Origin of the sequence: Protaetiibacter sp. SSC-01, assembly GCF_014483895.1 — a bacterium.
Lineage (GTDB): Bacteria > Actinomycetota > Actinomycetes > Actinomycetales > Microbacteriaceae > Homoserinibacter.
On record NZ_CP059987.1, the window covers coordinates 2,143,028 to 2,167,008 of the forward strand.

General features: G+C 71.4%; 26 protein-coding genes. 13 read left to right on the top strand and 13 right to left on the bottom strand.

What is annotated here, in order from left to right; all coding sequences use genetic code 11:
- Positions 1–21 precede the first annotated feature (21 nt).
- Positions 22–1,053 (top strand): class II fructose-bisphosphate aldolase, encoded by a 1,032-nt coding sequence (gene fbaA / locus H4J02_RS10120; protein WP_187674466.1) that lies wholly within the window; start codon positions 22–24, stop codon positions 1,051–1,053.
- Between the two features lie 32 nt (positions 1,054–1,085).
- Here fbaA and H4J02_RS10125 read toward each other — a convergent pair whose 3' ends face one another.
- The 3 genes from H4J02_RS10125 to H4J02_RS10135 are packed head-to-tail and all read right to left on the bottom strand — an operon-like array spanning position 1,086 to position 4,571.
- Positions 1,086–2,231, bottom strand: a complete 1,146-nt coding sequence (locus H4J02_RS10125) for a hypothetical protein (RefSeq protein ID WP_187674467.1) — start codon at positions 2,229–2,231, stop codon at positions 1,086–1,088.
- Entirely contained in the window at positions 2,218–3,495 is a 1,278-nt protein-coding gene (locus H4J02_RS10130) for a sensor histidine kinase (protein WP_187674468.1), read from the bottom strand. Before H4J02_RS10130 ends, H4J02_RS10125 begins: the two co-directional genes overlap by 14 nt.
- 50 nt (positions 3,496–3,545) lie before the next feature.
- Positions 3,546–4,571, bottom strand: a complete 1,026-nt coding sequence (locus H4J02_RS10135; protein WP_187676536.1) for a 4-hydroxy-3-methylbut-2-enyl diphosphate reductase — start codon at positions 4,569–4,571, stop codon at positions 3,546–3,548.
- A 120-nt stretch (positions 4,572–4,691) separates the two neighbouring features.
- Here H4J02_RS10135 and xseA point away from each other — a divergent pair, with 120 nt between their 5' ends.
- From xseA to H4J02_RS10160, 5 genes are read left to right on the top strand one after another with little or no spacing between them, the layout of a single operon-like run.
- Positions 4,692–5,894: an exodeoxyribonuclease VII large subunit gene (gene xseA, locus H4J02_RS10140; protein ID WP_187674469.1), complete on the top strand. Its 1,203-nt coding sequence runs from the start codon at positions 4,692–4,694 to the stop codon at positions 5,892–5,894.
- A 10-nt stretch (positions 5,895–5,904) separates the two neighbouring features.
- On the top strand, positions 5,905–6,126 hold the full coding sequence (locus H4J02_RS10145; protein ID WP_187674470.1) for an exodeoxyribonuclease VII small subunit: 222 nt from the start codon (positions 5,905–5,907) through the stop codon (positions 6,124–6,126).
- Positions 6,123–6,773: a DUF4245 domain-containing protein gene (locus H4J02_RS10150; protein WP_262406027.1), complete on the top strand. Its 651-nt coding sequence runs from the start codon at positions 6,123–6,125 to the stop codon at positions 6,771–6,773. Before H4J02_RS10145 ends, H4J02_RS10150 begins: the two co-directional genes overlap by 4 nt.
- On the top strand, positions 6,770–7,396 hold the full coding sequence (locus tag H4J02_RS10155) for a carbonic anhydrase (protein ID WP_187674471.1): 627 nt from the start codon (positions 6,770–6,772) through the stop codon (positions 7,394–7,396). The genes H4J02_RS10150 and H4J02_RS10155 overlap by 4 nt, the downstream gene beginning before the upstream one ends.
- 51 nt (positions 7,397–7,447) lie before the next feature.
- Positions 7,448–8,845, top strand: coding sequence for an aspartate ammonia-lyase (locus tag H4J02_RS10160; protein ID WP_187674472.1), 1,398 nt, complete (start codon positions 7,448–7,450; stop codon positions 8,843–8,845).
- 221 nt (positions 8,846–9,066) lie between these two features.
- On the opposite strand, the gene H4J02_RS10165 is transcribed toward H4J02_RS10160, so the two are convergent.
- From H4J02_RS10165 to H4J02_RS10185, 5 genes are all read right to left on the bottom strand, one after another.
- On the bottom strand, positions 9,067–10,143 hold the full coding sequence (locus tag H4J02_RS10165; protein WP_187674473.1) for a hypothetical protein: 1,077 nt from the start codon (positions 10,141–10,143) through the stop codon (positions 9,067–9,069).
- Positions 10,140–10,454 carry a PadR family transcriptional regulator gene (locus H4J02_RS10170; RefSeq protein WP_187674474.1) on the bottom strand — a complete coding sequence of 105 codons (315 nt, stop codon included), beginning with the start codon at positions 10,452–10,454 and terminating at the stop codon, positions 10,140–10,142. Before H4J02_RS10170 ends, H4J02_RS10165 begins: the two co-directional genes overlap by 4 nt.
- A gap of 214 nt (positions 10,455–10,668) precedes the next feature.
- Complete coding sequence (locus H4J02_RS10175; protein ID WP_397420129.1) at positions 10,669–12,024, bottom strand: PhoH family protein; 1,356 nt, start codon at positions 12,022–12,024, stop codon at positions 10,669–10,671.
- A gap of 182 nt (positions 12,025–12,206) precedes the next feature.
- The gene (locus tag H4J02_RS10180) at positions 12,207–13,337 is read right to left on the bottom strand and encodes an aminotransferase class V-fold PLP-dependent enzyme (protein WP_187674475.1); all 1,131 of its coding nucleotides are present in this window, start codon (positions 13,335–13,337) and stop codon (positions 12,207–12,209) included.
- Between the two features lie 19 nt (positions 13,338–13,356).
- On the bottom strand, positions 13,357–14,142 hold the full coding sequence (locus H4J02_RS10185; protein ID WP_262406029.1) for an isoprenyl transferase: 786 nt from the start codon (positions 14,140–14,142) through the stop codon (positions 13,357–13,359).
- An 84-nt stretch (positions 14,143–14,226) separates the two neighbouring features.
- Here H4J02_RS10185 and H4J02_RS10190 point away from each other — a divergent pair, with 84 nt between their 5' ends.
- Positions 14,227–14,967 carry a hemolysin III family protein gene (locus H4J02_RS10190; RefSeq protein ID WP_187674477.1) on the top strand — a complete coding sequence of 247 codons (741 nt, stop codon included), beginning with the start codon at positions 14,227–14,229 and terminating at the stop codon, positions 14,965–14,967.
- Positions 14,968–15,075: 108 nt separating this feature from the next.
- On the opposite strand, the gene H4J02_RS10195 is transcribed toward H4J02_RS10190, so the two are convergent.
- Positions 15,076–15,315, bottom strand: a complete 240-nt coding sequence (locus H4J02_RS10195; RefSeq protein ID WP_187674478.1) for a hypothetical protein — start codon at positions 15,313–15,315, stop codon at positions 15,076–15,078.
- 60 nt (positions 15,316–15,375) lie between these two features.
- Here H4J02_RS10195 and H4J02_RS10200 point away from each other — a divergent pair, with 60 nt between their 5' ends.
- Together H4J02_RS10200 and greA are read left to right on the top strand one after the other, a co-directional pair.
- Positions 15,376–15,813 carry a DUF4307 domain-containing protein gene (locus H4J02_RS10200; protein ID WP_187674479.1) on the top strand — a complete coding sequence of 146 codons (438 nt, stop codon included), beginning with the start codon at positions 15,376–15,378 and terminating at the stop codon, positions 15,811–15,813.
- 68 nt (positions 15,814–15,881) lie between these two features.
- Positions 15,882–16,367 carry a transcription elongation factor GreA gene (greA, locus tag H4J02_RS10205; RefSeq protein ID WP_187674480.1) on the top strand — a complete coding sequence of 162 codons (486 nt, stop codon included), beginning with the start codon at positions 15,882–15,884 and terminating at the stop codon, positions 16,365–16,367.
- Here the strand turns inward: greA and H4J02_RS10210 are convergent.
- The 4 genes from H4J02_RS10210 to H4J02_RS10225 form a co-directional block, all read right to left on the bottom strand.
- Positions 16,355–16,747 (bottom strand): helix-turn-helix transcriptional regulator, encoded by a 393-nt coding sequence (locus tag H4J02_RS10210; protein ID WP_262406033.1) that lies wholly within the window; start codon positions 16,745–16,747, stop codon positions 16,355–16,357. The genes greA and H4J02_RS10210 overlap by 13 nt on opposite strands.
- Entirely contained in the window at positions 16,744–17,391 is a 648-nt protein-coding gene (locus H4J02_RS10215; protein ID WP_187674481.1) for an SRPBCC family protein, read from the bottom strand. The genes H4J02_RS10210 and H4J02_RS10215 overlap by 4 nt, the downstream gene beginning before the upstream one ends.
- A 124-nt stretch (positions 17,392–17,515) precedes the next feature.
- The gene (ilvA, locus tag H4J02_RS10220; protein WP_187674482.1) at positions 17,516–18,781 is read right to left on the bottom strand and encodes a threonine ammonia-lyase; all 1,266 of its coding nucleotides are present in this window, start codon (positions 18,779–18,781) and stop codon (positions 17,516–17,518) included.
- On the bottom strand, positions 18,741–19,931 hold the full coding sequence (locus tag H4J02_RS10225; protein WP_262406034.1) for an AI-2E family transporter: 1,191 nt from the start codon (positions 19,929–19,931) through the stop codon (positions 18,741–18,743). The genes ilvA and H4J02_RS10225 overlap by 41 nt, the downstream gene beginning before the upstream one ends.
- Positions 19,932–20,121: 190 nt before the next feature.
- Between H4J02_RS10225 and H4J02_RS10230 the strand changes: the two genes are divergently transcribed.
- The 4 genes from H4J02_RS10230 to H4J02_RS10245 are packed head-to-tail and all read left to right on the top strand — an operon-like array spanning position 20,122 to position 23,979.
- Positions 20,122–21,249 carry an ABC transporter substrate-binding protein gene (locus H4J02_RS10230; RefSeq protein ID WP_187674483.1) on the top strand — a complete coding sequence of 376 codons (1,128 nt, stop codon included), beginning with the start codon at positions 20,122–20,124 and terminating at the stop codon, positions 21,247–21,249.
- The gene (locus tag H4J02_RS10235; RefSeq protein WP_262406035.1) at positions 21,246–22,097 is read left to right on the top strand and encodes an ABC transporter permease subunit; all 852 of its coding nucleotides are present in this window, start codon (positions 21,246–21,248) and stop codon (positions 22,095–22,097) included. The genes H4J02_RS10230 and H4J02_RS10235 overlap by 4 nt, the downstream gene beginning before the upstream one ends.
- Positions 22,094–22,888 carry an ABC transporter permease gene (locus H4J02_RS10240; protein ID WP_187674485.1) on the top strand — a complete coding sequence of 265 codons (795 nt, stop codon included), beginning with the start codon at positions 22,094–22,096 and terminating at the stop codon, positions 22,886–22,888. Before H4J02_RS10235 ends, H4J02_RS10240 begins: the two co-directional genes overlap by 4 nt.
- A complete protein-coding gene (locus tag H4J02_RS10245) occupies positions 22,885–23,979 on the top strand; it encodes an ABC transporter ATP-binding protein (protein WP_187674486.1) in 1,095 nt (364 codons plus the stop codon). The genes H4J02_RS10240 and H4J02_RS10245 overlap by 4 nt, the downstream gene beginning before the upstream one ends.
- Positions 23,980–23,981: the final 2 nt, after the last annotated feature.

The following is a 23,981-nucleotide window of genomic DNA, read 5'->3' on the forward strand; positions in this document are numbered from 1 at the left end:
ATCCGCTCCAGGAGGACCCCCATGCCCGTCGCCACCCCGGATCAGTACGCCGAGATGCTCGACAAGGCGAAGTCGAACGCCTTCGCCTTCCCCGCCATCAACGTGTCGAGCTCCTCGACCATCAACGCAGTCCTCCAGGGCCTCACCGAGGCCGGATCGGACGGCATCATCCAGGTCACGACCGGCGGTGCCGACTACTTCGCGGGTCAGAGCGTCAAGGCCCGCGCATCCGGGGCGCTCGCCTTCGCGGCGTTCGTGCACGAGGCGGCCAAGAACTACCCCATCACGGTCGCCCTCCACACCGACCACTGCCCCAAGGACGCGCTCGACGGCTTCGTGCTCCCCCTCATCGAGGCCTCGGAGGCCGAGGTCAAGGCCGGCCGTAACCCGATCTTCCAGTCGCACATGTGGGACGGCTCGGCCGTGCCGCTCGCCGAGAACATCGAGATCGCCCAGCAGCTGCTCCCGCGCATGAAGAACATCCGCGCCATCCTCGAGGTCGAGATCGGCGTCGTCGGCGGCGAGGAGGACGGCGTGCAGCACGAGGGCAGCAACGAGGCCCTCTACACGACCCTCGGCGACGTCGAGCAGGCCGTCGAGGCTCTCGGCCTGGGCGAGCAGGGCCGCTACATCGCCGCCCTCACCTTCGGCAACGTGCACGGCGTCTACAAGCCCGGCAACGTCAAGCTGCGCCCCGAGCTGCTCGGCGAGATCCAGGCCGGCATCGCCGCGAAGTACGGCACCGGCCCGAAGCCGCTCGACCTCGTGTTCCACGGCGGCTCGGGCTCGACGGATGCCGAGATCGCCGAGGCGGTCGCGAACGGCGTCATCAAGATGAACATCGACACCGACACGCAGTACGCGTACACGCGCGACATCGCGGGCTGGATGTTCGAGAACTACGACGGCGTGCTCAAGGTCGACGGCGAGGTGGGCAACAAGAAGGTCTACGACCCGCGTGCGTGGGGCAAGCGCGCCGAGTCGGCCATGGCGAAGCGCGTCGTCGCGGCGACACAGCAGCTCGGCTCGGCCGGGCAGTCGATCAGCGCCTGAGGCGTCCGGGTCGCCGCGAGCGACCCGACCCGCTACGGGGTCTCGTCCGGGGGTACCCGGAACGAGACCCCGTCGCGTTTCAGCTGCACGTCGCGCATCGTTCCGCGCAGGTTGAAGTAGTACGGCGCGATGTGCCGCACGCGACGCCCCTCGGGAAGCTCCGTGTCGAGCGTCATGGCGACGGCCGTCGAGCCGTCCGGCTGGGCGCGCAAGGCGAGGAACAGGGTCGTCGCGTCGGTCGAGGGGTCGTCGAGCACGGCGCGTACGAGGTCGCGGATGGCGGCGCGCTGCGGGGCGCGGAGCGACTGGGCGCGGCGGTCGGGGTCCGCGACGACGACGCGCGTGTCATCCGCTCGCAGACCGAGCCACGCGAGGTCGCTGCGCGAGACGAGGTCGTCGCGCAGGTGGCGCGCGAGCTCTCCCGCGAGGTGGCGGTCGCTCTCGCTCACGGTGCCCCGCTCGGCGATCTCGCGGAGGAACGGCACGGCGCGCGCCGTGAAGCGCGCGAGCACGACGCGCTCCGCCTCCTCGTCCTCCGGGTCGGCTGCGAAGGCGGGCGACACGACCTCGCTCGAGCGGTTCGCGACGATGGGCAGCGTGCGGTGCACGACGCTCACCGCGAAGGCGGCGCCGGCGCCTGTCGCGACGAGCGCGGGGCTCGCGATGAGCAGGAACACCGACACCGAGCCCCATGCCGGCACCCGCTCGTCGACGATGAGGAACGCGAGAGGCAGCACCGTGATGAGGGCCATCAGGCCCCAGCCGAGCAGCCTCCCCGTCGAGAGGTAGGGCGAGAGCACCGCGACGCAGAGGCCGAAGGCGAAGGGAGCCCACCACAACTCGACGGCGACGAGCGACTCGGTGTAGCCGAGGGCCGAGAGGATGAGGCCCGCACCTCCCACGAAGACCGCGGTCGCCCCGAGCTGCCAGTCGAAGCGCCGTCTGAGCGAGGTGAGCACCTGGATGAGGATGCACGCCGAGACGCACAGCACGAGCGCGATGAGCTGAAGCCACGGCGCGTCCGTGCGTCCCCACGTGACGATCACCATGCCGCCGCCGTAGCTCGCGATGAGCGCGGCGAAGACGAGCGGCACGTAGGGGCCCGTGAACCAGCTCATGGGATCGACGTCGCGTGCCGCGTAGCGCATGACGTCGACGCGGCGACTAGTGCTCGACATCCGCACCCTCCTCGCTCGCGCGCGGCGCGCCCGTGTCGCTCTCGCGGTGCCGCGACGGCGCGCCCGGGTCGGCCGTCTCGTCGATCGGCATCGTGAGCATGACGGTCGTGCCCGCCCCGGGGGCCGACCAGATGCGCGCGCTGCCACCCACGCCCTCCATCCGTCCGAGGATGGAGTCGCGGATGCCGAGCCGGTCGGGGTCGATCTCGGCCATGTCGAAGCCGACGCCCTCATCCGAGATCATGAACGTCACATCGCTCTCGCCGTAGACGATCTCGACGTTCGCGCTCGAGGCCCCCGAGTGCCGCAGCACGTTCTCGAGCGCGGCTCCCAGCGCGCCGACGAGGGCGTCGCCCTGCGCCGCCCCGTAGCGGTAGACCCCCGTCGTGACGCCCGTGACGTTGATCGTGAGGCCGCGCCAGCGGAACTCGCTCACGAGCCGCGAGATGGCGTTGCGCACGGCCACCTGCGCCTCGTCGGGCACGGCCACCTGGTCCGATGCGTGCAGCCACTCCCCTCCCTCGAGCGTGTCGAGGTCGTCGCGCAGCCGCTCGCGCGTGCGCGCATCGAGCGTGTCGGGCGCGTTCATGACGATCGTGAGGTCGTTGAGCACCGTGTCGTGCACGACGGCGGTCGCGCGGCGCGCGAGGTCGGCCGTCGCGGCCCGGCGCCTCGTCGCCTCCTCGAGCTCCTCGAAACGCGGCAGCTTGCGGCGCTGACGGGCCTGCAGCGTGAAGAGCGTGAGGTTGAGCACGACGGCGAGCAGCAGCACCATCGTCGGCCCCATCCCCGGCCGCACGGGCGTGTCGGTCAGCGAGGCCACGACGACCGCGACGAGGTTGGCGGCGCCGTAGCCGAAGAGACACCACGCGATGCCGCCGAGCGCCGACGTCGACGCGACGCCGATCGCCACGAGCGCGAGCGTCGGGCGGTTCACGAGGTACATCTCGTGCTCGAGCAGCGAGAGGTCGTTCGAGAGCAGGCTCACCTCGTAGACGACGGATGCCGCGGTCGCGACGACGAGGTAGCCGACGACGACGGGCGGCGTCATGCGCCACACGGCGACGCCGATCCCCGCGAGCACGACGAGCAGCATCCCGAGCGGCAGGGGCAGGAGGCCCAGTTCATCGCGGCGCGCGAGCGTCTCGACGAGCACCGGGATCGCGAGCACGACGATCCAGGCGCCCGCGGCCCAAGCGAGCGTCGCGATGGAGCCGGTGATGACGCGCGCGGCCGCCTCACGCGGCAGCAGTGTCACGCGCATCCGAACCCCCTCGTCCTCCCGATTCTCCCGGATGGTGCGTCGCGCGCTCGTCAGGCGCGGGCGCGTCCCCCGAGTGCGCGCGCATCCGCGTTGCCGGATGCGTCGCGCCGCAGCTCCTTCGGCAGCGAGAACATGAGGTCCTCCTCGGCCGTGCGCACCTCGGAGACGTCGCGATAGCCCGCATCCGCGAGGTCGGCGAGCACCTCCTGCACGAGCACCTCGGGCACGGATGCGCCGCTCGAGACGCCGATCGTCGCGACGCCCTCGAGCCACTCCTGGCGGATCTCGCTCGCGTAGTCGATGCGGTGGGCGGCCTTGGCGCCGTGCTCGAGCGCGACCTCGACGAGGCGCACGCTGTTGGAGGAGTTCGCGGAGCCGACGACGATCACGAGGTCGGCCTCGGGCGCGACCTTCTTGATGGCCACCTGGCGGTTCTGCGTGGCGTAGCAGATGTCGTCCGACGGCGGGTCCTGCAGGTTCGGGAAGCGCTCGCGCAGGCGGCGCACCGTCTCCATCGTCTCGTCGACGCTCAGCGTGGTCTGCGAGATCCACACGAGGTTGTCGGGGTCGTCGACCTCGAGCGTCGCGACGTCGTCGGGCGAGTTGACGAGGATCGTGCGCTCGGGCGCGTGGCCCATGGTGCCCTCGACCTCCTCGTGGCCTGCGTGGCCGATCAGGAGGATCTGCAGGTCCTGCTTCGCGAAGCGCGTCGCCTCGCGGTGCACCTTCGTGACGAGCGGGCACGTCGCGTCGATCGCGAGCAGCTCGCGCTCGGATGCGGAGCGCACGACCGCGGGCGAGACGCCGTGGGCGCTGAAGACCAGGTGGGAGCCGGGCGGCACCTCGTCGACCTCGTCGACGAAGATCGCGCCACGGCGCTCGAGCTCGGAGACGACGTGCACGTTGTGCACGATCTGCTTGCGCACGTAGACGGGCGAGCCGAAGTTCTCGAGGGCCTTCTCGACGGCGATGACCGCTCGGTCGACGCCCGCGCAGTAGCCGCGCGGGGCGGCGAGGAGCACGCGCTTCGGAGCCCCGACGGGCTCGTCGTGGAGGCGCCCGCGCACCGCGGGCATGCGGGGAGCCTCGAGGGTCGTCCCCAGCGCGCCGTTCGTGATCCCGCTCACCCCCCGAGTCTACGGGGGACGCCTGGGACGACGCCGGGCGGCGACCGCGGCATCCCGTACCCTGGCCGCATGACCGACGTCGAGGGCCCGAGCGCCGAGCATCCGTGGCCCGTCGCGACCCTGTCGGCGAAGGTCAAGGGCTACATCGACCGCCTCGGCTCGGTGTGGGTCGAGGGGGAGCTCACCCAGTGGAACCTCGCGCGGGGCGTCGTCTACGCGAAGCTCAAAGACCTCGACCAGGACGTCACGGTCTCGCTCACGGTCTGGTCGTCGACCCTCCAGCGCCTCACCGAGCAGTTCTCGCAGGGCGACCGCGTCGTCGCGCTCGTGAAGCCCGACTACTGGATGCGCGGGGGCACGCTCTCGATGGTCGCGTCCGATCTGCGGCACGCCGGCATCGGCGACCTCCTCGCGCAGCTCGAGCGCCTCAAGCGCACGCTGCAGCAGGAGGGGCTCTTCGACGCGTCGCGCAAGAAGCCGCTTCCGTTCCTCCCGCAGTGCATCGGCCTCGTCACGGGCCGCGACTCGGACGCCGAGAAGGATGTGCTGCGCAACGCCCAGCTGCGCTGGCCGCAGGTGCGCTTCCGCGTGCGTCACGCGGCCGTGCAGGGGGTCAACGCTCCCCGCGAGGTCGCGGCCGGCATCCGCGAGCTCGACGCCGACCCCGAGGTCGACGTCATCATCGTCGCGCGCGGCGGCGGCGACTTCCAGAACCTCCTCGTGTTCAGCGACGAGCAGCTCGTGCGCACGGCCGCGGCCTGCGAGACGCCGCTCGTGTCCGCGATCGGCCACGAGGCCGACAGCCCCCTGCTCGACCTCGTCGCCGACCTGCGCGCCTCGACGCCGACGGATGCCGCCAAGCGCGTCGTCCCGGACGTCACGGAAGAGGCGGCCCGCGTGCAGCAGGCGCGCGCCCGCATGGCGATGCGCCTGTCGTCGCTCGTGACAGGTGAGATCGATCGCATCGCGGCGCTGCGCTCACGACCCGTGCTCGCCGACCCGGGCGTCATAGTGCAGTCGCGCGCGGAAGACCTCATCCGCCTCGTCGACCAGGGCTCGCGCCTCATGCAGCTACGCGTCGAGCGCGAGGAGACGGCCGTGCACCGGCTGGCGGCCGAGCTGCGCGCCCTCTCCCCGCAGCGCACCCTCGACCGCGGCTACGCCGTCGTCCGCTCGGGGGATGCCGTCGTGCGGAACCCCTCACAGGTGGCGCCCGGCGACGCCCTCCGCATCCGGGTCGCGGGCGGCGAGCTCACGGCGAGCGCCGAGTAGGCTTGAGGGCATGACCGACGCCACCCCCGCCGACGTCGCCGAGCTCAGCTACGAGCAGGCACGCGACGAGCTCGTGCAGGTCGTGGCGAAGCTCGAGCAGGGTGCCGCGACCCTCGAGGAGTCGCTCGCCCTGTGGGAGCGCGGCGAGGCACTCGCCCGCCGGTGCGAGGAGTGGCTCGTCGGTGCGAAGGCCCGCCTCGACGCGGCACGCGCCGCGGCCGAGGAATCGTGAGCCGGCGCGGCAGCGGCATCGACGAGTCGGGGCGTCCGATCGTCGCGGAGCTCGGTCGCGCCGAGACCCCCGAGGAGATGGCCGCCCGCAAGGCCGCCACGAGCCAGAAGCACCGCAGCAGCCAGACGGCCCGCAACCTCTTCGCGGCCGTCATCGCGTCGCTCGGCATCGTCGCGTTCCTCGTCATGGTCGTCGTACGGCCCGACCAGGGCAGCCTCCGTGAGCCCGCAGATTACCTCGGCGCCGCTGCAGACCTTCAGGCCTCTGTTGAGGTCCCCATCGTCGCCCCTCCGATGCCTGACGCCTGGTACGCAAATCACGCAGGCAAGGAGACCAGGTCGGACGGAGTTCTGACATGGAAGGTGGGGTTCACCACGCCCGAGGATAAGTACCTCGCGATCATCCAGGGCGTCGACGCCAACCCGAGCTGGACCGCCGACCAGGTCCGCGACGCGCGCGCCGGCGCGGTCATCACGATCGACGGCGTGCAGTGGACCATCTTCGACCGTCGTGACTCCGACGACCCGGGCAACGTGGCCTATGCGCTCGTCACGGAGGCCGACGGTTCCACCATCGTGCTCGCCGGAACCGCCGGCGACGAGGAGTTCGCGGCCCTCGCGGCCGCCGTCGCGAAGGAGCTGTCATGAGCGGAACCCCCCGCCGCACACCGGCCGACGCCTGGCGCGAGATGGCGCGCGGCAACGAGCGCTTCGTCGCCGGCGCACCGCTGCATCCGCGTCAGGACGTCGAGCGCCGTGAGGAGCTCGCCGCGGCGCAGGCGCCGCACGCCGCGCTCTTCGGCTGCAGCGACTCGCGTCTCGCGGCCGAGATCATCTTCGACAAGGGCCTCGGCGACCTGTTCGTCGTGCGCAACGCGGGTCAGGTCATCTCCGACTCCGTCATCGGGTCGCTCGAGTACGCCGTCGCCGTGCTCGAGGTGCCGCTCATCGTCGTGCTCGCGCACGACGCGTGCGGCGCCGTGCGGGCCGCGATCGACCTCGACGCCCCCGACGCCCGCCCGCTGCCCCCGCACATCGCGGGGCTCATCGCGGCCATCCGTCCCTCGGTGCGCGCCGCGCCGTCGCGCGAGCCCGAGGATGTCGGGCTCACCCACCTGCAGCGCACCGTGAGCGACCTCGTCGCGCGCTCCGAGCTCATCACCGACGCGGTCGCCGACGGAACGCTCGCCGTCGTGGGCGCCAACTACAAGCTCCTCGAGGGCACGGCCAAGCCGTCGTTCGTCATCGGCGACATCGGCGCCGACTCCTAGACCTCCCCCGCACCCGCACGCACAGCACGCACCGCACGAAAGGCACCACGCATGGGCACCGACGCCGAATACCGCATCGAGCACGACACCATGGGGGAGGTCCGCGTCCCGATCTCGGCCCTCTACCGCGCGCAGACGCAGCGGGCCGTCGAGAACTTCCCCATCTCGGGCACGGGCCTCGAGGGCGCGCAGATCGTCGCGCTCGCCCGCATCAAGCGCTCCGCCGCCATCGCCAACAACGAGCTCGGCGTGCTCGACGGCGCGATCGCCGACGCGATCGTCGCGGCCGCCGACGAGATCATCGCCGGCTCGCACCACAAGCACTTCCCGGTCGACACGTACCAGACCGGCTCGGGCACGAGCTCGAACATGAACATGAACGAGGTGCTCGCGACGATCGCGACCGAGAAGCTCGGCTCCCCAGTGCACCCCAACGACCACGTCAACGCGTCGCAGTCGTCGAACGACGTCTTCCCGACCTCGGTGCACGTCGCCGTCACGGGCGCCCTCATCGGCGACCTCATCCCCGCCCTCGACCACCTCGCGACGGCCCTCGAGAAGAAGGCCGAGCTCTGGAAGAACGCGGTCAAGCCCGGCCGCACGCACCTCATGGACGCGACGCCGGTGACCCTCGGCCAGGAGTTCGGCGGCTACGCGCGCCAGATCCGCCTCGGCATCGAGCGCATCGAGGCCGCGCTCCCCCGCGTCGCCGAGGTTCCGCTCGGCGGCACCGCCGTCGGCACGGGCATCAACACCCCGAAGGGCTTCCCGCAGAAGGTCATCGCGGAGCTCGCCGCGGCATCCGGCCTCCCCATCACCGAGGCGAAGGACCACTTCGAGGCGCAGGCCAACCGCGACGCCCTCGTCGAGGCCTCGGGCGCGCTCCGCGTCATCGCCGTCTCGCTCACCAAGATCAGCAACGACCTGCGCTGGATGGGCTCGGGTCCCAACACGGGCCTCGGCGAGCTGCACATCCCCGACCTGCAGCCCGGCTCGTCGATCATGCCGGGCAAGGTCAACCCCGTCGTCCCGGAGGCCGTCATCATGGTCGCGGCGCGTGTCGTCGGCAACGACGCGACCGTCGCGTGGGCGGGCGCCACGGGCTCGTTCGAGCTCAACGTCGCCATCCCCGTCATGGGCACGGCGCTCCTCGAGTCGATCCGCCTGCTCGCGAACTCGACGCGCGTGCTCGCCGACAAGACGATCGACGGCCTCGAGGCGAACCTCGAGCGCGCCGCCGCCCTCGCCGGCATGTCGCCGTCGATCGTGACGCCGCTCAACAAGTTCATCGGCTACGAGAACGCCGCGAAGATCGCGAAGCACGCGGTCGCGAAGGGCATCACGGTGCGCGAGGCCACGATCGATCTCGGGTTCGTCGAGCGCGGCGAGCTCACGCTCGAGCAGCTGGATGCGGCGCTCGACGTGCTCTCGATGACGCACCCGGGTTGATGCACCGCTGAGGTGGCAGGGGGCTGGTTTCGACACGCCCGCTCCGCGGGCTACTCAACCAGCTGGTTGACACACCGCTGGAACGGGGCTGGTTTCGACACGCCCGCTCCGCGAGCTACTCAACCAGCGGGTGGGCACCCACCGCTGGTTGAGCAGCGCCGCAGGGCTTTCACCGCTGGTTGAGTAGCGCCGCAGGCGCGTGTCGAAACCAGCCCTCCGCCCTACCCCGCTTCTGCGGCAACCACCCGCATCCGTGCGGGCAGCAGCCCGACCAGCACCGCCGCGACGAGGTACCCGAGCCCGACCACCGCGAGCACGGGGCCGGAGGCCGCGGCGTCGCCGCCGCTCGTCGCGAACGCGTCGGCCATGCCCATCCCCATGCCGAAGCCCACGAACCACGAGCCCCCGGTCACGAGGGCGACCCCCAGGATTCCGATGCCCGCGATCCGGCGCGCCGTCGCGAAGCGGCGGATGCCGAGGAACGGCAGCGCGGCGAGCACGACGAGGGCGAGGGTCGCCAGGCACCACAGCGCGGCCCAGGCGACCGGCACGATCGGACTCGGCAGCTCGTGCGCCGCGTCGAGCCCGGCGTAGATCTCGTCGAGGCTCATGCCGGGTAGGCGTGCGAGCGGGTTCCACACGTAGATGTGCAGCAGCGAGCCTGCGAGCGCGGCGAGGATGCCGACACCCGACAGTGCGGCGAGGCCCGCGGCGGGGAGCCGTCGCAGTGGTGTCTGCTGCGGTCGGGGATCCTCGACGACGATGACGACGAGCAGGGCGATGAGGCCGCCGAGCACGAGCGGTGCGCTCACGAACGGCACGAGGAGGGTCGCGGCGAGCGCGAGGGGCAGCGTGGCGGCGACCGCGACATCCGCTGCGCCCCATCGCCGACGCCCACGCGAGCGGAGGCGGGCGCGGAGCACGCCGACGAGGGCGATGAGCCCGATCGCGGTGCCGACGAGCACGAGGACGAGCAGCACGCGGCCCGCGACCGAGTCGGCCTGCGGCCAGACACCCCACATGACGCCGAACGCGAGCAGCAGGAGGGTCGTGGTGATCGCCGCGAGGGCGACGCGCAGGCGCCGGAACGCGAGGCGACGCGGCGGCGTCCCGCTCAGCAGCGGATCCTCACGGTCGAGGCCCACGGCGACACCGAGCGCTCCCCCGACGACCGACCAGGGCGACACTCCGAGCTCGCGCGACCCCGCGGCATCCGCGAGCCACTCCTCGCGGTAGCGCTCGCGCACGCCCGCGGGCACGGTCGCGGAGATCGCGCGGATGGCGGTCACGGCGATCATGCGCTCGCTCCCGCCACGCGGCCGGACGCGGCCCCGGTTCCGCGGATGCGCGCCACGGCCGCGCGGGCCGCGGGCACCCCGTCGGCGGTCAGCTCGTAGAGCCGCCGACGCGGACCCGAGCGACTCGGGTCGTCCTCCCACACGGACGTGACCCATCCCGCGCTCTCGAGGCGCGACAGGATCGGGTAGACGCTCCCGGCGGGACGGCCGGTCTCGTGCACGATGCGGAGTCCCCACACGGGCGCCCCCGCGTCGAGCAGGGCGTGCAGCACCTCGGCGGTCGCGGGTGTCAGGCGGCTGAGCGGCTCCATGCGCTAACTCTAGCTATATAGAGATGGGGGCGGAAGGGGGTGAGCCGGGGCTGGTTTCGACACGCCCGCTTCGCGGGCTACTCAACCAGCGGGCTTTCGCCGCTGGTTGAGTAGCGCCGAAGGCGGCTTTCGCCGCTGGTTGAGTAGCGCCGAAGGCGGCGATCACCGCTGGTCGAGTAGCGCCGCAGGCGCGTATCGAAACCAGCCCCTCGCTTCACGCCAGCTCGGCCGGCTCGAGCAGCTCCGTCACGAGCGCCGCGATCGCCGAACGCTCGCTGCGGGTGAGGGTGATGTGGCCGAAGAGCGCGTTGCCCTTGAGCGTCTCGATGACGGATGCGACGCCGTCGTGCCGCCCGACGCGCAGGTTGTCGCGCTGGGCCACGTCGTGCGTGAGCACGACGCGCGAGTTCTGCCCGATGCGGCTGAGCACCGTGAGCAGCACGTTCCGCTCGAGCGACTGCGCCTCGTCGACGATCACGAACGCGTCGTGCAGCGAGCGCCCGCGGATGTGCGTGAGCGGCAGCACCTCGAGCATCCCGCGCTCGATGACCTCCTCGAGCACGTTGTCGGAGACGAGGGCGCCGAGGGTGTCGAACACCGCCTGCCCCCACGGGCTCATCTTCTCCTCCTTGTCGCCGGGAAGGTAGCCGAGCTCCTGGCCGCCGACGGCGTAGAGGGGGCGGAACACCATGATCTTGCGGTGCTGCTGCTTCTCGAGCACGGCCTCGAGGCCCGCGCACAGGGCGAGGGCCGACTTGCCGGTGCCCGCGCGGCCTCCGAGCGACACGATGCCGACCTCGGGGTCGAGCAGCAGGTCGATCGCGAGGCGCTGCTCGGCGCTGCGGCCGTGCACGCCGAACACGTCGCGGTCGCCGCGCACGAGCTTGAGCTCGCCCCGACCGGTGACGCGACCGAGGGCCGAGCCGCGGTCGGAGTGGATGACGAGGCTCGTATTGACCGGAAGGTCCTGAACCTGCCGGCTCACGAGGGTCTCGGAGTCGTAGAGCTCGGCCATCTGCTCGGCCGAGATCTCCAGCTCGGCGAGCCCCGTCCATCCGGAGTCGACGGCGAGCTCGGCCCGGTACTCCTCCGCAGCGAGGCCGATCGACGCGGCCTTGACGCGCAGCGGAAGGTCCTTCGAGACGACGACGACGTCGAGCCCGTCGTTAGCGAGGTTCATCGCGACGGCGAGGATGCGCGAGTCGTTGTCGTTCAGCTGCATGCCCGAGGGCAGCACCGACATGTTGGAGTGGTTGAGCTCGACGCGCAGCGTGCCGCCCGCGTCGCCGACCGCGATCGGGAAGTCGAGCCGCTCGTGCTCGACGCGCAGGTCGTCGAGCAGGCGCAGGGCCTGGCGAGCGAAGTAGCCGATCTCCGGGTCGTGGCGTTTCGCCTCGAGCTCGGTGATCACCACGACGGGCAGCACGACGGAGTGCTCCGCGAACCGGTAGAGCGATCGCGGATCCGCGAGCAGCACGGAGGTGTCGAGCACGTAGGTGCGCTCCCCCTGCTTCCGCGTGCGAGCTGCGACGGTCGTGGACTTCTGCTGGGGCTTGTCGAGCGCGGGCACTCCCACTCCATCCCCGGGTGGGATGCCACCCGGATCCTGTCGCGGATCGGCCAGGGGCTCGTCGGTAGCGAACTTGTGTGGCCGCTCCGATCAGGCACGGTGCCTGATGCCCCGACGCTATGCCCGCCCCGCGGCGCACCCCGACCGCGACACGCCCGCGCCTGTTACGGACTCATGAACTCTCAGCGAGCAGCGGATGCGGTGGCGAACGACAGGAGCGCCGAGCGCAGCAGGGTGAGCGAGTCGGCATCCGTCGACACGTGCGCGGACAGGCGCACGGTGCCGCCGCGCGTCGTGACGCTCACGCCGTGGTTGTGGAGCGCGGCCGAGAGCACCGTGAGCTGGTCGGGGTCGGGCTCCACGACGACGATGCCCGCGCGCTCGTTCTCGGCGCGCGGCGAGAGGACGGGCAGGGCGAACTCGTCGGCGACGTCGATGATGTCGCTCACGCGCTGCGCGATGCGCGCGTTGATCTCGGCGACGCCGACCTCGGCGATCTCCTCGAGCGCCGCGGCGAACCGGGCCATCGCGATCCAGTCGGGGTTCGAGACCGTGTAGGCACGCGCATCCGACGCCGGCGCGAGCACCTCGTCGAGCGTCAGACCGACGCGCTCCGACGCCGGGAAGCCCGACCACACGGGCGTGAGGTGGTCGAGCGCGCGGTCGGAGAGCGCGAGGAAGCCCGTGCCCCACCCCGCTCGCACCCACTTCTGGCCGCCCGCGACCACGACATCCGCGACCTCGTAGGGCGCGTCGACGACGCCGAAGCCCTGGATCGCGTCGACGATGAGAAGCCGGTCGCCGATCACCTGGCGCAGGCCCTCGAGGTCGACGAGATGGCCCGTGCGGAAGTCGACGAGGCTCACGGCCACCGCGACGGTCGACGAGTCGAGCTGGTCGCGGATGTTGCCGGGCGTCACGCGCCCGTGGTCGGTCTCGAGCCACTGCGGCGTCACGACCCCGAGCGCCTGCTGCGCGCGCACGGCCGCGTACGGGAGCGACGGGAACTCGCTCGGCGAGAGAGCCACACCGCCCGTGAGACCGAAGAGCGTGTGCATGAGGCCCTGGGTCGTGTTCGGCTGGAAGGCGATCTGGTCGGTGCGGAACCCGGTGAGCGCCGAGATCGCGTCGCGCACGCGCGCATCCTGCTCGTAGAACGACGCGAACGAGCCGAAGCGGCCTCCGCTGAGCACCGAGGTGAACGCGTCCATCTCGGCGCGCACGGTGTCGCCCATCGGCCCCGCCGAGGCGAAGTCGAGGTAGCCGGGCTCCTCGTGGAAGCGGGCGGCGAAGTCGTCGATCCCGAGCGTCATGGGCGGTCTCCCGTCGTGGTCACTGCCCGAAGCGGCGGTGCCGCGTCGCGTACGCGCGGAGGGCGCGCAGGAAGTCGACCTCGCGCAGGTCGGGGCCGAGCGCCTCCACGAAGTAGAACTCGCTGTGCGCCGACTGCCACAGCATGAAGTCGGAGAGGCGCTGCTCGCCCGAGGTGCGGATGATGAGGTCGGGATCCGGCTGGCCCTGCGTGTACAGGTGCTCGCCGATGAGCTCGGGGGTGAGGATCTCAGCGAGCTCCTCGACGCTGCCGCCCTTGTCGCCGTGGTCGCGCACGATGCTGCGCATGGCATCCGCGATCTCCCGCCGGCCGCCGTAGCCGACCGCGAGGTTGACGTGCAGTCCCGCGTTGCCAGAGGTGCGGTCCTCGGCGGCGCGCAGGGCGCCGACGAGCGGCTCGGGCAGGCCCTCGGTCGTGCCGACGTGCTGGATGCGCCAGTCGGCCGCGCGCGAGAGGTCGTCGGCGAGGTCGGCGATGATCTCGAACAGCTGGTCGAGCTCCTCGCTCGAGCGTCCCGTGAGGTTGTCGGTCGAGAGCAGGTAGATCGTGACGACGCGGATGCCGAGGTCGTCGCACCAGCCGAGGAACTCGCGCATCTTCTCGGCCCCGGCGCGATGCCCGTGGGCGGCCGTCTCGAGCGCGCGCTCGCGTGCCCAGCGGCGGTTACCGTCGATGATCATCGCGACGTGGTGCGGGAGGTTGGCGTTCTGCAGCTGGCGTCGCAGGCGCGCCTGGTAGAGGCCGTAGAGGACGCCCGTACCCCCGGGTCCCTGGCGCTCGCTCACGGAGCTACGGTACTCGACCCCGCGTGCGGCGGCGATGCAGCCCGCTCTCAGGATGCGGCATACGGCTCGCGCTATCGTCGCGACATGACTGCCGCGACCTCCCCTGAGGCGGAGGCGGAGCGCGAACCCGGCGCGAGCCTTCCCAACCTGCCGCTCCTCGAGGACGAGCTCGAGCATCCGCCCGTCGAGGTGAAGCCGCTGTGGCGCGGATGGCTGCACGCCGCGACCTTCCCGCTCGCGATCGCGGGCGGCATCATCCTCATCGCGCTCGCCGACGGCGCGCCCGCCAAGTGGGCGTCGGCCGTGTTCATGATGTGCTCGATGCTCCTGTTCGGCATCTCGGCCACCTACCACCGCTTCAACTGGACGCCGAAGGTGAAGGCGGTGTTCCGCCGCCTCGACCACGCCAACATCTTCCTGCTCATCGCGGGCACGTACACGCCGCTCGCGGTGTGCGCGCTCCCGACCGACAAGGCGATCGTGCTGCTGTCGATCGTGTGGGGCGGGGCGCTGCTCGGCATCGGCTTCCGCGTCTTCTGGCTCAAGGCGCCGCGCTGGCTCTACGTGCCGCTCTACATCGCGCTCGGCTGGGCAGCGATGATGTACATCGTCGACCTCGTCAACGCGAACGTCGCGATGATGGTGCTCGTGCTCGTCGGCGGCGTCGCCTACACCGTGGGCGCGGTGTTCTACGCGCTCAAGAAGCCCAACCCGGCGCCCGGCGTCTTCGGGTTCCACGAGCTGTTCCACGCGTGCACGGTCATCGCGTTCCTGTGCCACTGGACGGCGATCCTGCTGATCGTGCTGGATCCGGCATACGTCTGATCGTCGCTGGTTTCGACACGGCGCTGCGCGCCTACTCAACCAGCGGGGTGATCCGGGTGACCGCTGGTTGAGTAGCGCCGAAGGCGCGTGTCGAAACCAGCTCGACGTCTACTGCTTCTCGTCGTCCTTCTCGGCGGCAGCCGCCTCCTCTGCGTCGAGGCGCTCGGCGATGAGGGCGCGGTTGTTCACACGGCGGATGCGGCGCGTCAGGCTCACGAGCAGGAGGATCGTCGCGACGATGAGGCCGAGCGTCACCAGGAACCCCACGACGCCGGGCGTGACGAGGTTCGCGTCGACGCCGCTCGTCGGGCTGGGGGTGGGCGTCGCCGCCCAGAGGAGAGGGAGCACGGTCGGCCTTTCCGAAGCGAATAACCTGGGATCAAGCGTAATCGGCCCCCGGAGCACCCCATGACCCAGAACCTCGACGAGAGGTACGGCCGCACCCCCGCCCACCGGGCCCGGATGCGGCTCGTGGCGATCGCCGCGGCCGCGGGCGTCGCGGTCGTGGTCGTCGCGTGGGTCGTCTGGGTGGGCCTGCTCGGGCCGTCGGCGTCGATCGAGGCGAAGGACGTCGGATTCGGCGAGCTCACCGACACCTCGGTCGAGGTCCGCTGGCAGCTGACCGCCCCCGCGGGCGCCGAGGTCTCGTGCGCCGTGAAGGCCGTGAGCGAGAAGCACGCCGTCATCGGATGGCGCATCGTCGAGGTTCCGCCGTCGGACGAGGCGACCCGCCTGCTGCGCGCGACGCTGCGCACGAGCGAGCAGGCCGTGGGCGGCTCGGTGCACCGCTGCTGGCTCGCCGACGACGCCGCGGCGGCGGATGCGGTTCTCACCGATCTGTCCTAAGCTTTCCGGAACGCATCACCCTGTAGAGACCGGCCGAGTGCCGGTCTCGATTGTTTGTGAGGAGCACCATGCCCGAGACCACGACGTGGCTCACCCAGGAGTCCTACGACCGCCTGAAGGCGGAGCTGGCCGAGTTGGAGGGTCCCGCGCGCATCGACATCGCAAAGAAGATCGAGGCGGCGCGCGAGGAAGGCGACCTCAAGGAGAACGGCGGATACCACGCCGCGAAGGACGAGCAGGGCAAGATCGAGGCGCGCATCCGTCAGCTCACCGAGCTGCTGCGCACCGCCACCGTCGGCGAGGCGCCGGCCTCCGACGGCACGGTCGCGCCGGGAACGCTCGTGACGGCGAAGATCGCGGGTGACGAGACGACGTTCCTGCTCGGCAACCGCGAGATCGCGGCCGACAACGACGACCTCGACGTCTACCCCGAGTCGAGCCCCATCGGGCAGGCGATCCTCGGGCGCAAGCAGGGCGACAAGCTCAGCTACACGGCCCCCAACGGCCGCGACATCGCCGTCGAGATCGTGAAGGTCGAGCCCTACGCGGGCTGAGCCCTCTCCTCGCCTCGACGCTCGCGCTTGCCGCGGGCGACCTCGGTCGCGAGGGCGTCGAGCGGGTTGGCGAGCGGCGCGAGCGGATCGACGAGGGCCGTGAGCCACGCGCGCGCGGCGTCGACGGCATCCGGGTCGAGCGCGTAGAGGCGACGCGTGCCCTCGGCGCGCACCGTCAGCAGCCCCGCGTCTCGCAGCACGCGCAGGTGCTGCGAGACCGAGGGCTGCGAGATGGTGTGCACGCGCTGCACACCCTCGACGAGCGCGCCCGCGGGCTGCTCCCCCGCCGCCGCGAGGCGCACGATGAGCCGCCGCACGGGGTCGCCGAGCGCCTCGAAGACGGGGTCCGCGTGCGCGATCGACTCGGGCACGGCGCTCACGACTCGGGCGCCGCGGTCGTGTAGAAGGCGTAGGCGCCCTCGCCCGCGGCGCGCATGGCGTTCGGGTCCTCGCCCGCGGCGATCGCCGCATCCGTCCAGCCGTCGGCGGCGGCGCGGTAGAACGCGCGCCCCTCGTCGGTGAACGGCAGCTGCTCGGCCTCCTCGCCCGTGACGGTTTCGCCCGTCTCGACGTGCAGGCCGAGGCCCATGAGGGCGCCGTCCCAGCCGATGCCGACGGCGCCGGGACCGTAGACCGACCAGAACTCCTCGGGCACGTGCGCCTCGTGCACGAGCTCGAGCTCGGTTCCGGATGCGGTGGGGGCGAGCGTGACGGTGACCCACGAGGGCGCGCCCATCATCTCCCACGTGATGTCGAAGCGGCGCGGGGCGTCGCAGCGCTCGACCGTGCCGGAGGCGTTGCCCGTGAGCTCGTAGCGGCCGCCGACGCGGAGGTCGCCGCTGATGGGCAGGAACCAGCGCGGGATGCGCTCGGCGTCGGTGAGCGCGTTCCACAGGTCGTCGGGCGTCGTCGCGTACTCACGGCGGGCGACCGCGATGCGGGTGGGCGCGCCGTCGCGCTCCCCCGTGCGCAGCTCACGGGTGACGAGGCCGGCGACCTGTGCGGGGTTCTCGAGGAGGGTCATCGCCGCATCCTTTCTATAGGTTGCCGCCTATACTACCCCCGCGTCCCCGTCCGCGAAAGTACGTACTTCTCGCGAAAACGGCGACCTTCGGGGCGAAAAGTACGTACTCTCGCGGACCAGCGGGTCAGGCGTCGACGCGCGGCCGGTAGCCGGCCTCGCGCAGGCGACGCAGCACGAGCTCCGCGTGCTCGGCGCCGCGCGTCTCCATGTGGATCTCGATCTCCACCTCGCTGATGTTGAGACCGACCCCGTGCCGCGTGTGCAGCACCTCGACGACGTTCGCGTTCGCCTCCGCGATGAGCTCGGCGATGCGCGCGAGCTGACCCGGGCGGTCGGGAAGCGGGATGTTGACCTTGAGGTAGCGATGAGACGCCGCGAGACCGCGGCCGATGACGCGCTCCATGACCATCGGGTCGATGTTGCCGCCCGAGAGCAGGATCACGGTCGGGCCCTCGAGGGCGAGACGCCCCGAGAGCACGGCGGCCGTGCCCACCGCGCCGGCCGGCTCGACGACGAGCTTCGCGCGCTCGAGCAGCACGACGAGCGCCTGCGCGACGTCGTCATCCGGAACCGTCACGACGGTGTCGACCGCCTCGCGCACGATCGCGAAGTTGAGCTCGCCCGGCTTGCCCACAGCGATGCCGTCGGCGATCGTCGGCGAGGTCGGGATGGCGCACGGCTCTCCCGCCTCGAGCGAGGGCGGGTAGGCGGCAGCGTTCTCGGCCTGCACGCCCACGACCCGTACGCGGCGACCGAGCTCCGGCTCGAGCTGCGCGAACGCCGATGCGATGCCCGCGATGAGCCCGCCGCCGCCGATCGGCACGACGACATTCGCGACGTCGGCGACCTGGTCGAGGATCTCGAGCGCGAGCCCGCCCTGGCCGGCCACGACATCCGGGTGGTCGAAGGGCGGGATGAGCACAGCGCCCGTGCGCTCGGCGAACTCGGCGGCCGCCTGCAGCGTCTCGTCGACGACGTGCCCGTGCAGCACGACATCCGCACCGTAGTCGCGCGTCGCCTGCAGCTTCGGAAGGGCGACGCCGATGGGCATGAAGATCGTGGCGGCGATGCCGAGCTCGCGGGCCGCGAGCGCGACGCCCTGCGCGTGGTTGCCGGCGGAGGCCGCGACGACGCCGCGCTCACGCTCCTCGGCGGTCAGCTGCGAGAGGCGGTTGTAGGCTCCGCGAATCTTGTACGAGCCCGTGCGCTGCAGGTTCTCGGCCTTCAGGTGCACGGGCGAGCCGACGACCTCGGAGAGGAAGCGCGAGTACTCCATGGGGGTCACGGATGCGACCTCGGCGGCGCGCGCGCGGGCGGCGCGGATCTCGGCGAGGGAGGGGCCGGGCAGCTCAGTCACGGACGATGCGGCCTCTCGTGGGCGGGACGACATCCGCGACAGACGGATGCGGGTTGACGCGCCAATCGCCGCGAGCCATGTAGACGATCATGGCGTTGAGGGTGGCGACGAGCGGGACGGCGAAGAGGGCGCCCGGGATGCCGGCGAGGAAGCCGCCGGCCGCGACGACGATGACGACCGCGAGCGGGTGCACCTTGACGGCGTTGCCGACGAGGAACGGCTGCAGCACGTGACCCTCGAGCTGCTGCACGCCGATGACGATGAGCAGCATGACGAACGCCTGCCACGGCCCCATGAAGACGAGCGCGATGAACACCGCGAGCGCGCCCGACACGACCGCGCCGACGACGGGGATGAACGAGCCGAGGAACACGAGGATCGCGATCGGCACGACGAGCGGGAAGCCGTTGTAGAAGAGGCCCAGGATGAACGCGCCGAGGCCGATGCCGACGGCGTCGATGAAGGCGACGAGCACCTGCACGCGCACGAAGGTCGAGAGCGTGATCCAGCCGGCCTCGCCGCCGCCGATGAGCGCGGCGCGCGCCTTGCGCGGGAAGATGCGCACGATCCAGTGCCAGATGCCGCGGCCGTCGATGAGGATGAAGAGCGTCGCGAAGAGCACGAGCAGGAAGCCCGCGAGGAAATGGCCGAGGCCGCTGCTGACCGAGAGCGCGCCCGTCCACAGCGAGCTCGAGTCGGCCTGCAGCGCCTCGATGAACTGGTCGGCCCAGTTCTGGATGTCGGCTTCCGAGAGGTGCAGCGGCGACTCGAGCAGCCACGCCTTGAGCTCTTCCCAGCGCTCGAGCGTCTGCTCCTGCAGTGCGGGGTAGCCGCTCATGACGGTGCGGACGGTGAGCCACACGAGCCCGCCGATGACGGCGAGCACGCCGACCTCGCTCACTGCGATCGCGAGCCACTTGGGCCAGCGGTGCCTCTGGAGCCAGTTCGAGAACGGCACGAGGAGCGCCGCGAGGAGCATCGCGACCATGAGCGGCACGACGATGTAGCGCAGTTGGATGACGAGGAACACGATGAGCGCGAGAACACCCGCGATGACGAGGATGCGCCACGACCAGGCCGCGGCGATCCGCATCCCGGCCGGCATCGCATCCGCCACACGCGCGTCGACGGCGCGGCGTGCCTCCTCGTCGCGAGCACGGTCGCTGCGGAATCCGAAGGCCATTCGTCAAGTCTAGGCATCCCGTATTCCTCGACGCGCGTCGCGCAGCGATCACCGGGACGGCACGGAACGTTCACCTCCGGCGCACGGACCGGACACCGACGCTGCCTACCTTCGGCCCCGTCGCCACGAGCGCGACCGAGCACGAGCGCGGACCAGCGCGAGCGCTCGTCCACCGAGAGGAACAGCACCCATGACATCCCTTCTCCGCACGCCTCAGCTGACCGTCGGCCTCGCGGCCGTGGCGGTGGCGTCGATCGCCCTCACCGGCTGCGCGGGCGCACCCGCGTCGGCGGGCGACAGCGACGCCGCGACGGCGACGAGCGTCGCCGACTTCGGCACCTTCGCAGAGCTCGAGGTCGCAGCGAAGGCCGAGGGCGCGCTCAACGTCATCGCGCTTCCCCGCGACTGGGCCAACTACGGCGCGGTCATCGACGCGTTCGCGGCCAAGTACCCCGAGATCACGGTCAACGAGAGCCTGCCCGACATCTCGAGCGCCGAGGAGATCCAGGCGGCGAAGACGAACGAGGGGCTCGACACGGCACCCGACGTCTTCGACCTCGGCCTCACGGTCGCGCTCCAGAACACCGACGTGTTCGCGCCCTACAAGGTGCAGACGTGGGATGACATCCCCGACGCCCTCAAGGAGCCGAGCGGCCTCTTCGTCGGCGACTACGGCGGGTACATGTCGATCGGCTACGACTCGTCGAAGTTCCCCGAGCCGGAGTCGCTCGAGGACCTGCTGAGCTCCGACTACACGGCGTCCGTCGCCATCAACGGCGACCCGACGCAGGCGGGTGCGGCGTTCGCGGCGGTGGGACTCGCGGGCGTGCAGTCGGGCGGCGACCTCGACGACTTCCAGCCCGGCGTCGACTTCTTCGCCGAGCTCAACAAGGCGGGCAACCTCCTCAAGCTCGACGTGACGAGCGCGACGATCGCGAGCGGCGAGACCCCCGTCGTCTTCGACTGGGACTACCTCAACGCGACGCACGTGGCGGACAACCCGGCGTGGAAGGTGCGCGTCTTCCCCGGCACGGGCTACGCGGGATACTACAACCAGGCCATCAACAAGAACGCCCCGCACCCCGCGGCCGCGCGCCTGTGGCAGGAGTTCCTCTACAGCGACGAGGGTCAGAACCTGTGGTTGAAGGGCGGCGCACGCCCCGTGCGCATGGAGGCCATGACCGAGGCGGGCACGATCGACGCTGCTGCGGCATCCGCCCTGCCGAAGGCGCCCGACACCGTCGTGGTGCCGACCGAGGCCCAGTCGACCGCCGCGGGCAAGCTCCTCGGAGAGAAGTGGGCGGCCGCGGTCCAGTGACCAGAACCCGCCTGTGGGCGGCGAGCGGCCTCGTGCCGTTCGCCGCCTACGTCCTCCTCTTCCTCGCCCTGCCGACGGCGCTCGCACTCGCATCCGGGCTCGTCGACGGCGACGGGGCGTTCACGCTCGACAACCTCGCCGCCCTCGCCGACCCCGTCATCCTGCAGACCTTCTGGAGCTCGACGTGGCTGTCGCTCGTGACGGCCGTCATCGGCGCGGTCGTCGGGGCGCTCGTCTGCTACGCGCTGCTCGGGATGCGGGAGTCGGGCCCGGTGCGTACGGCCGTCGATGCCGCGGCAGGCGTCTTCGCGCAGTTCGGCGGCGTCATGCTCGCCTTCGCGTTCATCGCGACGATCGGGCTGCAGGGTGTCGTGACGCAGCTGCTCGCGGGCATCGGCATCGAGCTGTTCGCCGACGGCCCCTGGATCTACGAGCTGCCGGGCCTCATCCTGCCCTACGTCTTCTTCCAGGTCCCCCTCATGGTCATCACCTTCATGCCCGCGCTCGCGGCCCTCAAACCGCAGTGGGCGGAGGCGAACCTCACCCTCGGGGGCACGCGCTCCTCGTTCTGGATGCGCGTCGGGATCCCCGTGCTCGCGCCCTCGTTCCTCGCGTGCACGCTCCTTCTGTTCGCGAACGCGTTCTCCTCGTATGCCACGGCCGCGGCCCTCGCGAGCCAGGGGTCGCAGATCGTGCCCCTGCAGATCCGCACCGCGCTCACGAGCGAGACGGTGCTCGGACGCGAGAACCTCGCCGGCGCGCTCGCGCTCGGCATGATCGTCGTCGTCGGAGTCGTGATGTCGCTCTACTCGCTCATCGAGCGCCGGGCCGCGAGGTGGCGCGCATGAACCGGCTCGCGGCATCCCGCGCCACCCGATGGATCATCGGGCTGCTCGTCGGCGCCTTCTTCGTCGTGCCGATGCTGTCGACATTCCTCTACACGCTGCGCGACGGCGACGGCTTCTCGCTCGTGCACTGGGCGGCGCTCGCCGACCCCGCGAAGGCCGCGCTCTACCGGCCGATCTGGGTCGGGCTCGGCAACTCCCTCGTGCTCGCCGTCGTGACGGTCGCGATCGTGCTCTTCCTGCTCGCGCCGACGATGATCCTCGTGCACCTGCGCTTCCCGCGCCTGCGACCCGCTTTCGAGTTCCTCGTGCTCCTGCCGATCTCGATCCCCGCGATCGTGCTCGTCGTCGGCCTCGCACCCGTCTACCAGCAGATCGGCCGGATGCTCGGAACGGGCGCGTGGACGCTCGCCTTCGCGTACGGCATCACCGTGCTGCCGTTCGCCTATCGCGCCATCCAGGCGGCGATCGACGCCGTCGACATCCGCACCTTGGCCGAGGCGGCGCGCACGCTCGGCTCGGGATGGGGCACCGTGCTCCTCGGGGTCATCGCGCCCAACCTGCGAAGCGGTCTGCTCGCGGCATCCCTGATCTCGGTCGCCGTCGTGCTCGGTGAGTTCACGATCGCCTCGCTCCTCAATCGGCAGGTGTTCCAGACGGCGCTCGTCGTGGTCAAGAACACCGACGGCTATGCGGCCGCCGTCTTCACCCTGCTCGCGCTCGCCTTCGCGTTCGCGCTGCTCATCGTTATCGGATTCGCGGGCCGCGCCCGCACCGGAAAGGCCCGACCATGACCTCACCCGTCCCCGTGCGCGCACTCCCCCGCACCTCCGAGAACTCGCTGCTCGCCGACGCCGGAACCGGCACGCGCGCCGAGTTCCGCGGCATCGTCAAGGACTACGGCGCGACGCGCGTGCTCCACGGGCTCGACCTCGACATCGCGCCGGGCGAGTTCGTGTCGCTCCTCGGGCCCTCCGGATGCGGCAAGACGACCGCCCTGCGCGTGCTCGCGGGACTCGAGCAGGCGAACGGCGGGGCGGTGCTGCTCGGCGGCACCGACGTGTCGGCGGTTCCCACCAACCGCCGCGACATCGGGATGGTCTTCCAGTCGTACTCGCTCTTCCCGCACCTGCGGGTGGCCGACAACACCGCGTTCGGGCTGCTGCGGCGCAAGGTGCCCCGCGCCGAGGCGGCGCGCCGCGCATCCGACGCCCTCGCGCTCGTGGGCCTCGACCACCTCGCCGACCGCTATCCGCACGAGCTCTCCGGCGGGCAGCAGCAGCGCGTGGCCCTCGCGCGCGCCCTCGTGACCGAGCCGCGCGTGCTGCTGCTCGACGAGCCGCTCTCGGCGCTCGACGCGAAGGTGCGCGTGCAGCTGCGCGACGAGATCCGCCGAATCCAGCTGCGGCTCGGCATCACGACGGTGTTCGTGACGCACGACCAGGAGGAGGCGCTCGCCGTCTCCGACCGCATCGCCGTCATGAACGCGGGGCGCATCGAGCAGATCGGCACGCCGGAGGAGCTCTACCTCGCCCCCGCGACGGCGGGCGTCGCCGCGTTCGTGGGCCTCTCGAGCCTCGTTCCGGGCGTCGCCGATGGTGCCGAGGTGCGCGTGTGGGAGTGGACGCTCCCCGTCGCGGGCGAGCCGGTGACGGGCGAGGTGGAGGTTTTCGTGCGGCCCGAGAACGTGCGGCTCGTCGCGTCGGGCGGCGTCGAGGCTGTCGTGCAGGAGTCGACGTTCCTCGGGAGCTTCCGCCGCACGCTCGTGCGCACGACGGATGGGGCGCTCGTGCGGGTGCAGCATCCGGCAGCCGAGCGCGTCGCGTACGACGACCGCGTGCGGATCGCGCTCGCCCCGGAGCCGGTCTCGGTGCGCCTGGCGTGATG